The following is a 14,287-nucleotide window of genomic DNA, read 5'->3' as shown; positions in this document are numbered from 1 at the left end:
ATCCATACGAGCAATTCTCACTAACGAGAAGTACAAGGGTGACGCCCTCCTGCAGAAGTCGTACATCGCTGACTACCTGACGAAACGTCAAGTCATCAACCAAGGCGAAGTACCCCAGTACTACGTCACCGCCAGCCATGAGGCGATCATCAGCCCGGCAGTGTGGGACTTCGTCCAAGCCGAAATAGCTAAAGGGGCTAGAGATCAGCGAACCCAGCATCGCACCCGGCCCTTCTCATCGACCTTCGAGTGCGGCCAGTGCGGGCACTTCTTCGGCTCGAAAACCTGGCACGCGGGCAGTAAGTACGAAAAGGTCATCTGGCGGTGCGGCCACAAATACGCAGGCCAGGAAAGATGCTCCACCGGGCACATCAGCAATCAACGACTCAAGGACATGTTCCTTAAGGCCATTCGCCTTCGATTCGGCTCACCGACCGACACAGGTGTCAACCAAGCCGTTCTCGACACCCTCGACACGAGTGACCTGGAGGTTGAGGCCGCCGGGCTTCTCGCACAGATCAATGAGGTGGCCAAAAAGCTCCAATCGATGATCGCCCACAATGCACGAGTCGCCCAAGACCAGCAAGACTACGAGAAGGCGTTCAACGCAAGCCACGAACAGCACCAGGCGCTGTTAGCTGAACACGCTGCCGTGCTCGCCGAGATCCAGAACAAAAACAACCGACTGGCCGCCTACCATTATTACAAAAAGGAGACTGCGAACCTCGATATTGAACAGTTAGTCTTCAGTCCATACCTCTGCGTAGCTTTGGTCGACAAAGGCACCGTTAACATCGACGGTACGGTGACTTTCCACTTCCGCGACCGCAGCATCCAAGTAGTCGCCATCAAGCAGTAACCCAGTATCTACATCCAAGCGCCTGCCAGAACCTTGTGGGCGCTCGCGTAGTCTTGGAGTGGTGGATTGCTTACAATTGAAAGTTCTTCAGCAAGTTGAGGACTACGTGACGCCGTTCCAGGTGGTCGAGGGATTCGATGACCGCTGGTGGCACGACAGGGCTGGACGAGTCGGCGACGACACCCTGGGTGGCAAAGAGTACATCCAGTTTCTTGCCGATAGTGTGGAAGTCGGGCGCGCTGAGGTGACAGATTGGCCGCTCTCCGATAGCTATATCGGAGTTGACTCGACGGTGCCAACCAAAGAGATCTGGTTCTTTGAAATCCGCCATGACCTTCGCCGACAGCACTATGGGGCTGAGTTTGCAAGGCATCTGATCAGCCACTACGCAGGTTACCCCTTGATCGCTTTCTCCGAAGGCGCTGACGAGTTTTGGGCAGGAATTGGCTGGCACTATTACCCGCGTAAAGACGGGGATCCCCATTACCGCAAGCTCTTCGTTTCCCGGAAGATCGGCCCATGACCCTCGCTCGCTGGAAGTGAACCAGTCAAGCGGCTAAATCGTAGTTGGCGCGCGTTTGTATCCGTTGTGGCATGAAAGTTTCGATAATCCGCTGCTTTGGCGTGGGCTCCATGAGAGCGACGATGAGCTCGATGATGTGGCTGGGCGTGCGGAACTGGCCGTTCGTGCCGGAGGTGGACAGCTTGTCCAGCATGTACTCGTACAAGTCGCCCTTCATATCCTTGTTGGAGAAGTGCAGCTGGTCAATGAGCTCCATGACGCGTGAGAGCGTGGCTTCAGATTCGATATCGAAGGAGGCGTTGGCCATGTGTTCCTGGAAACCCTTGCCGCCCATCGCTTTGATAAAAGGGAAGACCTTGTTGATGATGGTGGCCTTGCGTCGGGCAATATCGCGGTCCTCAATGAGGTTGCGCCACCGCAAGTCCTGCTGGCTGGCGTCAAAGATGTCTTCCGTCGCGGTGGGATCTCCTAGCGCTCGACGCTTATCAATCTGGACCTGGCGCTCGTCGAGGTCCTTGATAAAGAGCAGGTAGGTGAACTGCTCAATGACGGAAACAGGGTTGGAAATGCCGCCGGACCAGAAGGTGTCCCAAATGCGGTCGACGTTGTTTTTGAGGGCGCCGGTAATCATGTACTTCAGGGTAGCTGTTGCAGCCATTGAGACAGCTATACGGGAAGGCTCAGCCCGCGTAGCGCGAAAAGATGATCCTTCTCTCATTCCATTGATGGATACCCCGGTGGGGTATAGGCTTGAGTCAACGTATTCGGAACTATTCGGAAGACTTATGAAACGCCTCATTTCTCTTGCAGCTGTGTGCGCCGCAGCCATCACCTTGTCCGCCTGCTCTACTGACAGCCCCGTACCGAGCGAAGCTTCGAAGAGCGCCGCTTCCAGCACCGACATCCAACAGGTGCCTGCCGAGGAGATCCTCGCCGAGTTCGATCTCGAAGGGTTGGATGGCCCGGAGATCATCGACAACCTGGACCGCATGCCCAAGGAGGAGCGCCCTAGTGATCTGCACGCCTCCGTGCTGCCGAACGAGCTAGTCCTCACCGCCGAGCAGGGCCAAGCATCCCTGCCCTTGCCAGAGGACAAGTTCTACGTCTCCATCGCGCCGTACATGACCCAGACCCATGACTGCTTCAACCACTCCCTGACCACCTGCACTGGTGAGCTCAGCAAGGAAGACATCCACGTCACCATCACGGATGACGAAGGAAACGAGCTGGTCAACGAAGACACGACGACCTTTGACAACGGCTTCATTGGCTACTGGCTGCCCGCCAATAAACACGGCACCATCACCATCAAGCAGGACGGCAAGACCGGTAAGGTCCCTCTGGACACCACCGAGGAGGGCGCAACCTGCATCACCACCCTGCAGATGACCTAATCCGCTCATTCATTCACTACGGTGAATCCCACGTCCTGGGGTTCACCGTTTGTCGTTTTATGGTGTCCACGCAGTGCTTGCTGACGTCCCGGAAATAGCGCTTTCACACCCACGCTTAAGTTCCCCTGACGTTTACCTGTCCGTAGCCTTCCCGGCATCCACACTGACTACGGTTCCACAGTGGATTCCGGCCATGCGAACAAAGGCCCCGGTCCGTCTCTTTTCTTGCACGCTCTTTTCACTTTAGAAAGCTCACTAATGCGTATTTCTTCTCGTGCGCTGCGCACCTGCGCGGCTGTGACCGTCGCTTCCCTTGCCACCGCTGGTGTCGTCGCTCCCGCGCAGGCCGCAACCTCTGGCCCGAAGAATGTCATCTACATGATTGGTGATGGCATGGGCTACAACCACATCGCCTCCACCAACCTCTACGAGTCCGGCCAGTCCAAGTACCTGGTTGAGGGCGCTTTCGACGGCGAGGCCAAGGAGCTCGACGGTGAGTCCGTTCAGGCCTTCGAGGACTTCGAGCGCCTCTCCATGACCACCTTCCCGGAGGGCGGTTCTTACGACCCGGCAAAGGCCTGGACCGACCACGACTACGTCAAGAAGAACAAGGTCACCGATTCCGCCGCTGCCGGCACCGCCATGGCCACCGGCCAGAAGGTGGACAACGGTGTGCTGGGTAAGTCCCCGTACGGCCACTCCCTGAAGAACATCTCCGAGCAGGCTATCTCTCACGGCAAGTCCGCCGGCGTCGTCAGCTCCGTCCCGTTCAGCCACGCCACCCCGGCTGCGTTCGCGGCGCACAACAAGAACCGCAACAACTACACCGAGATCGCCGCTGAGATGGTCGGTTCCGATCTCTCCGTCATCATGGGTGCTGGCCACCCGGAGTTCGATGACAACGCCCAGAAGGTCGATGCCTCGAACTACAAGTACATTTCCGAGGAGTCCTTCAACTCCCTGCGCGATGGTTCCGCTGGCTGGGAGTTCGCCGAGAACACCGCTGACTTTGAGAAGTGGGCCGAGGGCAACGTTGAGGCAGACAAGAAGTACTTTGGCCTGGCACCGGTTGCCTCCACTCTACAGCAGGGCCGCGACGGCAACCCCGATGCCGCTGAGCCGGGCACCGATCCGAAGAATGACGTTGTTGACCTGCCGACCATGACCACGGGCGCCCTCAACGTTCTGGGCCAGAACGACAAGGGCTTCTCCGTCATGATTGAGGGCGGCGCCATCGACTGGTCCGGCCACGCCAATCAGACCGGCCGCGATATCGAGGAAACCCAGGACTTCAACAAGGCTGTTGACGCCGCCATCGCTTGGGTTGAGGAGAACTCCAGCTGGGATGAGACCCTGCTCATCGTTACCGCTGACCACGAGACCGGCTACCTGTCCGGCAAGGACGAGACCCAGTCCTGGAATCCGCAGACCGGTGAGAAGGGCAAGGCTCCGCAGCACCAGTGGTACTCCGGTGAGCACACCAACCAGGTTGTTCCGTTCTTCTTCAAGGGCGCCGGTTCCGAGGACATCATGGCCAAGGCCACTGGTGAGGATCCGGTCCGCGGCAAGTACATCGACAACACCGACGTTGCCAACCTGATCATCCAGGACTGGTGGTTCGCCAATGACGGCGGAAACCCGGACCAGGGCGATAATGACCAGGACAACAAGGGCGACGACACCAGCAGCCAGGTCGGTTCCTCCGTCGGCGCTGGCTTCCTCGGCGCTGGTGTTGCCGCAGCTATCCTCGGCGCTATTGCCGCATACCTGCAGTCCATGGGCATCGTGAAGGTTGACTTCGCTGCCCTGCAGCGTCTGCTTCCCTAAGTTGCGCACAGCATTCACTTTTCGACAAGGCCCCCGGTTCGTTGAACTTTCTCAACGCCGGTGGGCCTTGTCTTCTGTCGACTATTGTGAGGTGTCCTATCGATAGGACACCTGTCCTGCGCATAGGACAGTCAAGCCCTCTACCAGCGACATGGCAACAGCACCCCACGGTGTCCTATGATGAAGCAAATGAGCGCGGAGATTTATTCACTTCCCACAACGCCGTTGGTCACTACCGGCATCGCCGAGCAGGGTCCCCGGATTTCACTGCGCCGGGGGAGCAACATCCTCATGCTGGAGCTGCCGGCTACCTACCCTGAAGCGGACCTGACGGACCCACGATGGGTAGTCAAGTCCCATTTCATCGATCGCCCCCACTCGGTGCGTGAATTCGCCACCGAAAAGCCGCTGGAAGTCGGCATCCCCGGGCCTTTTACCCGCATCGAGGTAACCCTGCGCGATGGCGATGAGGACCTCATCGAGACCGTCACCTTCACCGGCATCACCGATGAGGCGCCGTTCATCGTCTATGACCGCACCACCCTCATCGCGCCGCAGGGCACGCTCGAGGATGCCGAGCCGCTGGGCATCTGGGCCGGCTGGGAAGTGGGCCCGCTTCCAGAGCAGGTGAAGGTGCCGCAGAGGGAGCCGGTGGACGTCGCCAAGCACGGCGATTTTGAGTGGGACTTTGACGTCCACATCCTGCCCCACGCCCGGGGCCTCGACGACGAACCAGTGTTTACCCAATCTCCGCGCGTGCACCTCATTGCGGAAGGGGAGTGGCGCATCGATCTGACTTATGCGCCCCTTGGCGGCGAGCAGGAAGAGATTTCGGAGCAGACTTTCGACGCTGGCATCGCCGAACCTTTCCCCAGCGATCTCTATGAAGACCCGTGGGTGGGCCGGTACAAGGTGTCGCTGTGGCGCGATGAGGAGCTTGTCGACGTCCGCTTCATCTCCCTCGCCGAAGGCCTACACATGCGCGCTGCCAACGATGGTCCGCGCGGCATGGACTTCCGCATCATTGATGCCCTGGGCGCGCATTCGGCCTTCAGCTACACGCTGGCCTCGCCGCCTAAGAAGCCCATCGCACTCGAAAAGGGCCTACGCACCTTCGAGGACACCGAGGTCTCGCGCCGCGAGGTCGTAGCCAGTGAGGCCGGCTATGAGCTGGAATTCGATGTCTGGCCCGAAGCCCTCTTTAGCCGCGTCAAGCGCATCGGGTTGGAGCCCACCGAGCATTCAGACAAGCCAGTCATTTTCGCCGGGCAGCTCGATCAGGACGACATGTTCACCGTGCACTCGCCACGCCCGCTGCCGCTGGCGAAGTTCGTTACCATCGACGGCCGCCAGAAGATCAAGGAGCTGGCGCGCACCTCGAGGACAACGCAGTCGGTGACCAGCCTGGCCGTGCCGAATGCCGCGCTGGCCAATGCTGTGCGCAAGCAGCCTTCCGCTGAGCTCTTCCTCATGTGGTCCACACTGTCCTACGAGGACTACCTGGACTCCCTCCCGGCGGGGGAGCGCGAGGCTCACCAGGCCCGCAGCTTGGAGCGGCGCATCGTCGAGTACGAAGCATCCGCATCCACCAGCCTCATCTATGCGGCGCTGGCCACCGTCCGTAAGTCCCCCTTCGTCAGCCGTGGTCTGCTCAATGGCGATGAAATCATCATCGAACAGAACGCAGAACCGCAGGCAGATTTAGTGGGCTGGGCCTGGCCATTGGCCGAGCCCACGGTGGCGCCTACCCAATTGACGCCCACCGAAGAGGGGTTTGAGCTGCCCGCCGAGCTTGCTGAGCAGGGCTCGCTGCTTGTCGATGTCCGCGAGCTCCGCGCCTCCTCCAACCTCGCCGCCCCTGCACGCCCCTCCAGCGCCTCCATTGTGATCACGCCGGAAGGCTCACCGGCGGCGCTCGCCTCAAAGGACTGGACCCCGGAGCAGCTCTGGGACACCTTCCGCGCGCTCCACGTGCTCTCCCAGCGCAGCCCCAACCCCAAACTGCAGGCAATGTTCGACAGCACCATCGATCGCCTGCGCGCCCAGCCGGAGGCCGCGGTCCACGCCCTGGCGCGCACCGGCGTCAGCGTCAACCAGCAGGCCCGCTCGCTTGCGCGCACGCGCTTGTTCCACTCGCCGCTGGAGGCCGCCGCCGAATCCGGCGTCGATAGCTACCTGGATCTTCTCCTCGAGCCTTCCGCCAGCGAAAACCCCGAGCTCACCGCCGTGCGTGAGTCCGGTGCCGATGGCCTGACCCGACCGATGCTGCTCAACGCTGCGACCATTCACAGCCCCACACCGCCCGTCGACGATCTGATGGGGGAGGCCGGCCGCGTCGCCGCGCTGCGTGAGTGCTTTGCCAACAACGGCGCCCTCGATGCGCTGGGCACCATCGAGCACCTGCGCAAGGACGCCACGGCACTGGCCTCGCTGGTGCAAAACGCGGGCGTTGACATGTCCGTTAGCCACACCCTCATCGCGTTGGGCGCCTTTGCCAGCGGAAACACCGCCGACGAGCTCAACGCCGCTGCCTGGATGCCTTATATCTCCTATGCCTTCGCCCTGGCATCCCGCGCTGCGGCGAATGACATCATCATGGAAAGCCCCCTACTCAAGGAGGACATGCCCATGCTTGCCGACGTCCTCCCGCTCGCCCCCCGACTCTTCTTCTACGACCTCGTGACCGCCGAAGCGCTCTTCCGCGATCGCGACCTGTAAGCCCGTGAGGTGTGCCACAATAGGTGAGCATGAAGGTTATCTCCACGAACGTCGCTGTCCGCCGCCCCGAGCCGCACGGGCGGCACGAGTACACGGGCATCGATAAGCAGCCACGCCCCCTCCTGGATCTGGAAATACCCGGGCCCAACTACGGTGACGGCTCTGGCGTGGTGGGGGATTCCATCGGTGACCACGCCCACCACGGCGGTGCCGAGAAGGCCGTCTACGCTTATGCCCGCGAGGAGCTCGACTACTGGGAGGGCACGCTCAACCGCGTGCTGCGTGACGGCTACTTCGGGGAGAACCTCACCACCGAGGGGATCTCCTGGCCGAATATGCTGATCAACCAGCAGATTCAGGTGGGGGAGTGCGTGCTCGAAGTGTCTATCCCGCGCACACCCTGCGCCACCTTCTCCGGTTGGATGGACGAGTCCGGTTGGCTCAAGTCCTTCACTGAGCGTGGCGATTGCGGTTCCTACCTGCGCATCATCGAGCCTGGCCGCATCACTTCTGGCGATGAGATTACGCTCATCGGCCGCCCCGACCATGACATCACCATGGGCATGGCCTTCGCGGCCAAGATGGGGGACAAGGAGCTAGCCCGGCGCGTCGTGGACGCCGGCTGCCTTGCCCCAGTCCACCACGACCAGCTGGTTAAGCGCCTGCAGCCCCGCGACTAACTGCATTCCTTCTCCTCCACCTCCAACACTGCGCGATGCAGCTATAGCCGCCATAGCTAACATTGAGCGCTTCAATGACAAAATTCTCATTGAGGTTGTCATTGATGTACTCATTGCGCAGTTGACTTGGGCGACGGGCTTCGGCGTTTCCAGCCTCCACTGCATTTCCCCAGACCTGAAACCCGAAACCTACAGGTCGGCGTCGCCAAGCGCTTGCCGACGCCCCACCACCCACGCAGGAAGTTTCGGGATCGAGGTCTGGGGATTTGGCCGAGGTCAGCGCGGCCGGTCAGATGGGATTGTCATTGGCATTCTCATTGAGGCTACATTTCAGCCTTAAAGCCCGCATGTTTAAGAGTTATCCAACCACTCATTTGCTGTTTGACGACTGGATAGCCTCTACATGCCTCACTACATTACCGAGAACTGGATCCCCGACGCAGAGCTCGGTGCGACGCCGTCTCGAAGCGAAAAAGCGGCGCTCGGAACTCAAGTCCACGCGACGGCGGCCCCAAATTCCCTAGTTCGAACCATCCGCGTGCATATCCTCACGCTGACGGACCTGGTTCGGGTAACCGCTACGCTGAGACAGCTTGGACCGGTTGAATCCGCTCGATTTCCGAGAGGATCTTGTCTTCCGCCACGTCCAAGTCATATTGAGCCTGTAACCCGAGCCAGAACTGGGGGCTCATTCCGAAGAACTTAGCCAAGCGAAGAGCAGTGTCCGCGGTTACAGCCCGCTTTCCGTGGACAATCTCGTTGATCCGGCGGGGCGGAACGCCAATGGAGACGGCGAGCTTGTGCTGGGTGATCCCCATTTCTTTGAGAAAGTCCTCCATGAGGATCTCACCGGGGTGAACCGGAGGGAGCTTGTCAGTGGTAGTCAACGATCTCAACCTCCTCTGGCCCCGCGGCGGACCACCGAAAACAGATCCGCCACTGGTCGTTGATTCAAATGCTGAACTGACCCCGCCGATCACGTCGCTCCCGCGTTGGGTGGCAGCCAAACCACAAAGGATCAGTCATCTGCTATCCCATCGACTAATTCCTGCAGGTCGCAGGACCTTCGCGTAACCGTCAGTCCAGTGCATTTTGAATAGTTCAGCACACGTTGTATTATTCAGCACATGCTGACTATTGCTTCGCGCCTCGACGTCATGAACCGGCTCGGCCGGGCCATGGCTGATCCGACGCGTTCCCGAATCCTGATGACCCTACTCGACGGTCCGGGCTACCCGGCCGAGATTTCGCAAAGCTTGGATCTGACCCGCTCGAACGTCTCGAACCACCTGTCCTGCCTACGCGATTGCGGCATCGTCGTCGCTGAGCCGGAGGGCCGTAAGACCCGCTACGAAATTGCCGATCCGCACCTCGCGGCGGCGCTCGAAGCGCTGGTCAACGCTACGCTGGCCGTCGACGAGAATGCCCCCTGCATCGACACTGAGTGCTCGGTGCCCGGCTGCGGCGAGAAAGGAACGGACGCATGAGTTCAGCATGTGGATGCGAACACGAACCCGCCACGGAGATCGAAGAGCTCGATCGGCCATGGTGGAAGGACCCCGAGCTACTGCTACCGATCTTCTCCGGCGTAGCCCTCATTACAGGACTGGCGCTGGACTGGTCCGACTTGGAGACGCCCGCAACGGTACTGTTCTGGGTCGGCCTGCTGCTAGGGGCGTATACGTTCGCGCCCGGCGCGATCCGGAACCTTGTCACGAAGCGCAAGCTCGGCATTGGCTTGCTGATGACGATCAGCGCGGTCGGCGCGGTAATCCTCGGTTACGTCGGAGAGGCCGCGGCGCTGGCGTTCCTGTACTCGATCGCCGAGGCGCTTGAAGACAAGGCGATGGACCGGGCCCAAGGCGGACTGCGGGCACTGTTGAAGCTGGTACCGCAAACCGCGACCGTGCTGCGCGACGGTACGACGGCCGAGGTCACTGCGAAGGACCTTGAGGTTGGCGAGCTGATGCTCGTGCGCCCCGGGGAGCGGATCGCCACGGACGGCATCATTCGGTCCGGACGCTCCAGCCTTGACACCTCAGCGATCACCGGAGAATCCATTCCGGAGGAGGTTGCGCCCGGCGACGAGGTACCCGCGGGAGCGATCAACTCCGCCGGTGTGCTGGAGGTCGAGACGACCGCAGCTGGAACGGACAACTCGCTGACCACCCTCGTCGACCTGGTCGAGCAGGCGCAGGCGGAAAAGGGCGACCGCGCCCGGATCGCCGACCGGATTGCCCGACCCCTAGTGCCCGGGGTGATGATCCTTGCGGTGCTGGTCGGTGTGATTGGCTCGCTGCTGGGCGACCCCGAGACGTGGATCACCCGTGCGCTGGTGGTCCTGGTCGCAGCGTCGCCGTGCGCGCTGGCAATCTCCGTGCCGCTGACGGTCGTGGCCGCGATCGGCGCGGCCAGCCAGTTCGGAGTAGTCATCAAGTCCGGCGCGGCGTTCGAGCGACTCGGCGGCATCCGTCACCTGGCGGTGGACAAGACCGGAACCCTTACTCGCAACCAGCCCGAGGTTACCGGAGTGGTCCCGGCAGACGGATTCGATCGGGCGCAGGTGCTTTCCTTCGCGGCGGCGGTTGAGCAGCAATCGACGCACCCCCTCGCCGCGGCGATCGTGGCAGCGGAGCCCGAAGCGCCCACCGCCTTGGATATCAGCGAGGAAGCCGGTCATGGCATCGGCGGCACCGTCGAAGGCCGACGGGTGCTGGTCGGCAGCCCCCGATGGATCGACGCCGGGCCACTGAAGGCGGACGTTGAGCGTATGGAGTCCGAAGGCCAGACCTGCGTCCTAGTCACCGTCGATGACGCTCTCGCCGGGGCGATCGGGGTGCGCGACGAGTTGCGGCCCGAGGTGCCCGATGCCGTGCAATCCCTGCACGACAACGACGTGGAAGTGAGCATGCTCACCGGCGATAACACTCGCACCGCCCGGGCGCTGGCTGAAATCGCTGGAATCGACGACGTGCGCGCCGAGCTGCGACCGGAGGACAAGGCAAGCATCGTCGCCGAACTCTCCTCCAAGACGCCGACGGCGATGATCGGCGACGGCATCAACGACGCGCCGGCACTGGCGGGCGCAACGGTGGGCATTGCGATGGGAGCAACCGGCTCTGACGCCGCGATCGAGTCCGCTGACGTCGCCTTCACCGGCCACGACCTCCGGCTGATCCCGCAGGCGCTGCAGCACGCCCGCCGAGGCAGCAGGATCATCAACCAAAACATCGTGCTGTCTCTGGCCATCATCATCGTGTTGATGCCACTGGCGATCAGCGGTGTACTGGGCCTGGCCGCCGTCGTGTTAGTACACGAAGTCGCCGAAGTCATCGTGATCTTGAACGGCCTGCGGGCTGCACGAGCGAAACGCTGAGGCTGTGACCGGCAAGTCTTATAAGGGTTAAACCACGCGCCGAGCGCACACACACGTTGGACCAGGCGAGTCATTAGAGTTCACCGCCTGGTCCTTCTCGATGCGTGCAGGCACGGGAACTGTGGGTGAACCTAATAGTTCAACGGCCTGATACCGCTTGCAGATTCTTCACACGAGGTAGCGGAATGGACCGAGGCCGAACGAAAACCGGAGTTAGAGACAGCGCTCTTCAACCTACCCCCAATAACGCGAAACGTCATTAACGCCTCGCGTTACACGTTGAACTTGAACTCGACGCAGACGACATCCTCAGCCTGCTCGACCTCGCAGACCGCTAGCTCGCCAGCAGCCGCTTTGACACGAAGCTCCCACCGCCTACCGGGCGCGCAGTTCCACGGGCACAGCCTTAAAGTTTGCGGATACGCTCTGCATCAGCCACGAGGTTTTGCGTGAGCTTCTCCGCTTCAAGGCCACTCAAGTCGCAGCTGTCGAAGCGGGCCAGCCAATCAGCACGAATGGCGGGGGAGTCGAACCAGGTTGCGCGCTCGGCTTCAATATCCTCGATACCGCTCAAGGTGCGGCCGTCGCGGGTGCGGATCTCGAGGTCGTCGACAAGCGGGGCAATCGCTTGAAGCCCTGGGACGATGGCCTTAAAGCCCGACGTATGGGAAACCTCATTGGTCCAGCGCGGGTAGCGGCTCACGCGCTGCGCCTCCAGGTAGCGCTGGACGACACCGAGCCTGGAGACCTCCTGCGCCACCGCCAAGCCCACGACCCTCACGCGGAAACCCGCGGAGCGAAACTTGGCTATCTCACCCGCGATGAATTCCGGGTTGGACAGCGTGTTCTCAATGATGAGGGAGTGGCCGTGCTGCCGGCCATCCTCGATCAGCGAGGACATCCAATAGGGGACCGGACCGTTGGTGAGCACATCCATGCGCAGGGGGTCGCGCTCCATGATTTCGTCGAGGGCGGGGTGATACTTACGCAATTCATCCGAAGCTAGGACAACATGGTCGTGCGTAAGCGTCTCAATCACCGAAGACTTTCCCGATGCTGGTTGTCCTGCTAGGTAGATGACCTCAGGTTCCGCGGATGGCTGGCGAAAGAGATACGCGATACGCCGCTCAAGGACGCGGCGTTTAAAAGCATCATCGACCGGAAAATCCGCAGCCTTCAGCACTGTCACGCCACCTTTGCGCGGGTTTCAAGCTCATCGAGCAAGCGAGCAAAGAATTCCGCTGCGGCACGGATTTCCTCAAGGTCGGTGTTATCAACACCACTCACAATGCGCTGGACAAAATCCTCTTGTGCAGTCCAATACTTAATTTCTAGCTCACTGTCGGTCGCAAGCTGCTGGTGGAAATAGGCAGCTTTCAGCGAGGACGCAACCTCCTTCATTGCGTCGAAGGCTGCGTACTCGATCTCCGGGACGTTGGCGGTGCTCATGGCGCTTAGAATAGCAGCGCCACGGCGGTTTTAGCCGTTGATAATCTGCGGGTAGGCCAGGCCCTTGAGGCCCTCGGTGCCAAACTCCACGCCGTAGCCGGAGGACTTGATGCCGCCGAACGGCACGCGCGGATCTACGGCACCGTGGCTGTTGATCCACGTGGTGCCAGCCTCCAGCTGCGCGGCAACTTCCAGAGCGCGCTCACGGTTGGAGGACCACACGGAAGAGCCCAAGCCCACGTCAAGCTTGTTGGCCTGCTCGATGGCCCAATCCAGGTCTGTGTACTTCACAATCGGCAGTGCCGGGCCGAACTGCTCCTCGACGACCAGCGCGTTATCCGGGTCGATGTCCGCCACCAGGGTGGTGGGGTAGAAGTAGCCCGGCGCGTCATAGTCCGGGTCACCGCCCAGCAGCACGCGGGCGCCGGAGTCCTTGGCGGCGTTGACGAGCTTGTCCACGATGTCGAACTGCTGCTTGTTCTGCAGCGGGCCGAGCACGTTTTCTTCTTCCAAGCCCACACCCATCGGCGAGGCTTTGGCTACCTCGACGAGGGCTTCGCAGACGGCGTCGTAAAGCGATTCCGGCACGTACAGGCGCTTCATTGCCGCGCAGGTCTGTCCAGTGTTGATGAACGCGCCCCAGAAAAGGTCGCCGGCGATGGCGGCTGGGTCGGCGTCGTCAAGCACGATGCCCGCATCGTTACCGCCGAGCTCGAGGGTGAGGCGCTGCAGGTTCGCCGCAGAGGACTCGACGATCTTCTTGCCGGTCGCAGTGGAACCGGTGAACATGATCTTGTCGATGTCGGCGTGAGTGGTCAGCGCTGCGCCTACCGCGCCGTCGCCGGTGACAACCTGCAGGACGCCTTCCGGAAGCACGGAATTAAAGACCTTGATGAGCGCCAGGACGGACAGCGGGGTGTACTCGGAAGGCTTAACCACCACGGCATTACCCATGCGTAGGGCCGGGGCAATCTGCCAAATGGTGATCATCATCGGCCAGTTCCACGGGCCAATCGCACCGACGACGCCGAGCGGACGGTAGTGCACGGTCGCGGTGATGTCATCATCGACAGCGGTGTAATCAGGGGACTCGAAGGACGCCGTCGCGCGCAGCCACGCGGAGCACGCACCAACCTCGAAGCGAGCATTCGGGCCGTTCAGCGGCTTGCCCTGCTCGCGGGAGAGCAGCTCCACCAGCGGCTCCGCGGCAGCCTCAATGGCGTCCGCAGCCTTGAGCAAGAGGTCACAGCGCTCAGAGTCGCTGAGCTTTGCAAAGGACTTCTGCGCCTGAACCGCGCGTTCGACCGCCGCATTGAGCTCCTCAACGTTGCCTTCAGGCGCGACACCCACAACCTCTTCGGTGGCCGGGTTGATGATTTCGCGGCCCTCATCAACGGTGATGGCTGCCAGCAGATCATCGTAAGTGGTGTACTGAGACATGGCTTCTCCTTGTAGGGTAAT

Annotated in this window: 13 protein-coding genes and 2 pseudogenes; 9 read left to right on the top strand and 6 right to left on the bottom strand. The window is 61.2% G+C overall.

The window, feature by feature from the left end:
* Both CHU71_RS01025 and CHU71_RS01020 read left to right on the top strand, forming a co-directional pair.
* A partial coding sequence (locus CHU71_RS01025; RefSeq protein WP_187271983.1) for a recombinase zinc beta ribbon domain-containing protein occupies nucleotides 1-859 on the top strand: 859 nt, incomplete at its 5' end.
* Between the two features lie 61 nt (nucleotides 860-920).
* On the top strand, nucleotides 921-1,382 hold the full coding sequence (locus CHU71_RS01020) for a GCN5 family acetyltransferase (protein WP_172454638.1): 462 nt from the start codon (nucleotides 921-923) through the stop codon (nucleotides 1,380-1,382).
* Nucleotides 1,383-1,407: 25 nt separating this feature from the next.
* Here CHU71_RS01020 and CHU71_RS01015 read toward each other — a convergent pair whose 3' ends face one another.
* Nucleotides 1,408-2,040, bottom strand: coding sequence for a type I restriction-modification system subunit M N-terminal domain-containing protein (locus CHU71_RS01015; protein WP_223197396.1), 633 nt, complete (start codon nucleotides 2,038-2,040; stop codon nucleotides 1,408-1,410).
* 127 nt (nucleotides 2,041-2,167) lie between these two features.
* On the opposite strand from CHU71_RS01015, the gene CHU71_RS01010 reads away from it, so the two are divergent.
* The 5 genes and pseudogenes from CHU71_RS01010 to CHU71_RS13150 form a co-directional block, all read left to right on the top strand.
* Nucleotides 2,168-2,776 carry a CueP family metal-binding protein gene (locus CHU71_RS01010; protein WP_147759913.1) on the top strand — a complete coding sequence of 203 codons (609 nt, stop codon included), beginning with the start codon at nucleotides 2,168-2,170 and terminating at the stop codon, nucleotides 2,774-2,776.
* A 258-nt stretch (nucleotides 2,777-3,034) separates the two neighbouring features.
* Nucleotides 3,035-4,603 (top strand): alkaline phosphatase, encoded by a 1,569-nt coding sequence (locus CHU71_RS01005; RefSeq protein WP_147759912.1) that lies wholly within the window; start codon nucleotides 3,035-3,037, stop codon nucleotides 4,601-4,603.
* 189 nt (nucleotides 4,604-4,792) lie between these two features.
* Nucleotides 4,793-7,321 (top strand): hypothetical protein, encoded by a 2,529-nt coding sequence (locus CHU71_RS01000; protein ID WP_255456369.1) that lies wholly within the window; start codon nucleotides 4,793-4,795, stop codon nucleotides 7,319-7,321.
* Nucleotides 7,322-7,350: 29 nt separating this feature from the next.
* On the top strand, nucleotides 7,351-8,001 hold the full coding sequence (locus CHU71_RS00995; protein WP_147759910.1) for an MOSC domain-containing protein: 651 nt from the start codon (nucleotides 7,351-7,353) through the stop codon (nucleotides 7,999-8,001).
* A 434-nt stretch (nucleotides 8,002-8,435) separates the two neighbouring features.
* Nucleotides 8,436-8,525, top strand: a pseudogene (locus CHU71_RS13150) (aminoacyl-tRNA hydrolase); the annotation flags it as partial.
* 54 nt (nucleotides 8,526-8,579) lie between these two features.
* Here CHU71_RS13150 and CHU71_RS00985 read toward each other — a convergent pair.
* Together CHU71_RS00985 and CHU71_RS12960 are read right to left on the bottom strand one after the other, a co-directional pair.
* On the bottom strand, nucleotides 8,580-8,888 hold the full coding sequence (locus tag CHU71_RS00985; protein WP_083279048.1) for a HigA family addiction module antitoxin: 309 nt from the start codon (nucleotides 8,886-8,888) through the stop codon (nucleotides 8,580-8,582).
* Nucleotides 8,875-8,979, bottom strand: a pseudogene (locus CHU71_RS12960) (type II toxin-antitoxin system RelE/ParE family toxin); the annotation flags it as partial. The gene CHU71_RS00985 and the pseudogene CHU71_RS12960, both read right to left, overlap by 14 nt.
* A gap of 149 nt (nucleotides 8,980-9,128) precedes the next feature.
* On the opposite strand from CHU71_RS12960, the gene CHU71_RS00975 reads away from it, so the two are divergent.
* Together CHU71_RS00975 and CHU71_RS00970 are read left to right on the top strand one after the other, a co-directional pair.
* Entirely contained in the window at nucleotides 9,129-9,488 is a 360-nt protein-coding gene (locus CHU71_RS00975; RefSeq protein ID WP_005530797.1) for a helix-turn-helix transcriptional regulator, read from the top strand.
* On the top strand, nucleotides 9,485-11,377 hold the full coding sequence (locus tag CHU71_RS00970; RefSeq protein WP_147759909.1) for a cation-translocating P-type ATPase: 1,893 nt from the start codon (nucleotides 9,485-9,487) through the stop codon (nucleotides 11,375-11,377). Before CHU71_RS00975 ends, CHU71_RS00970 begins: the two co-directional genes overlap by 4 nt.
* A gap of 406 nt (nucleotides 11,378-11,783) precedes the next feature.
* Here the strand turns inward: CHU71_RS00970 and CHU71_RS00965 are convergent, their stop codons facing one another.
* Genes CHU71_RS00965 through CHU71_RS00955 form a run of 3 tightly spaced genes read right to left on the bottom strand, consistent with a single transcriptional unit; the run spans nucleotide 11,784 to nucleotide 14,266 of the window.
* On the bottom strand, nucleotides 11,784-12,566 hold the full coding sequence (locus tag CHU71_RS00965) for a zeta toxin family protein (RefSeq protein WP_239299026.1): 783 nt from the start codon (nucleotides 12,564-12,566) through the stop codon (nucleotides 11,784-11,786).
* Nucleotides 12,563-12,826: a hypothetical protein gene (locus tag CHU71_RS00960; RefSeq protein ID WP_061925390.1), complete on the bottom strand. Its 264-nt coding sequence runs from the start codon at nucleotides 12,824-12,826 to the stop codon at nucleotides 12,563-12,565. The genes CHU71_RS00965 and CHU71_RS00960 overlap by 4 nt, the downstream gene beginning before the upstream one ends.
* A gap of 30 nt (nucleotides 12,827-12,856) precedes the next feature.
* On the bottom strand, nucleotides 12,857-14,266 hold the full coding sequence (locus CHU71_RS00955) for an aldehyde dehydrogenase family protein (RefSeq protein WP_147759908.1): 1,410 nt from the start codon (nucleotides 14,264-14,266) through the stop codon (nucleotides 12,857-12,859).
* Nucleotides 14,267-14,287: the final 21 nt, after the last annotated feature.

Origin of the sequence: Corynebacterium sp. LK14 (assembly GCF_008042215.1) — a bacterium.
Classification (GTDB): domain Bacteria; phylum Actinomycetota; class Actinomycetes; order Mycobacteriales; family Mycobacteriaceae; genus Corynebacterium; species Corynebacterium striatum.
Note: the sequence above shows the minus strand (reverse complement) of the source record. Positions and strands in the feature narration are given on the sequence as shown.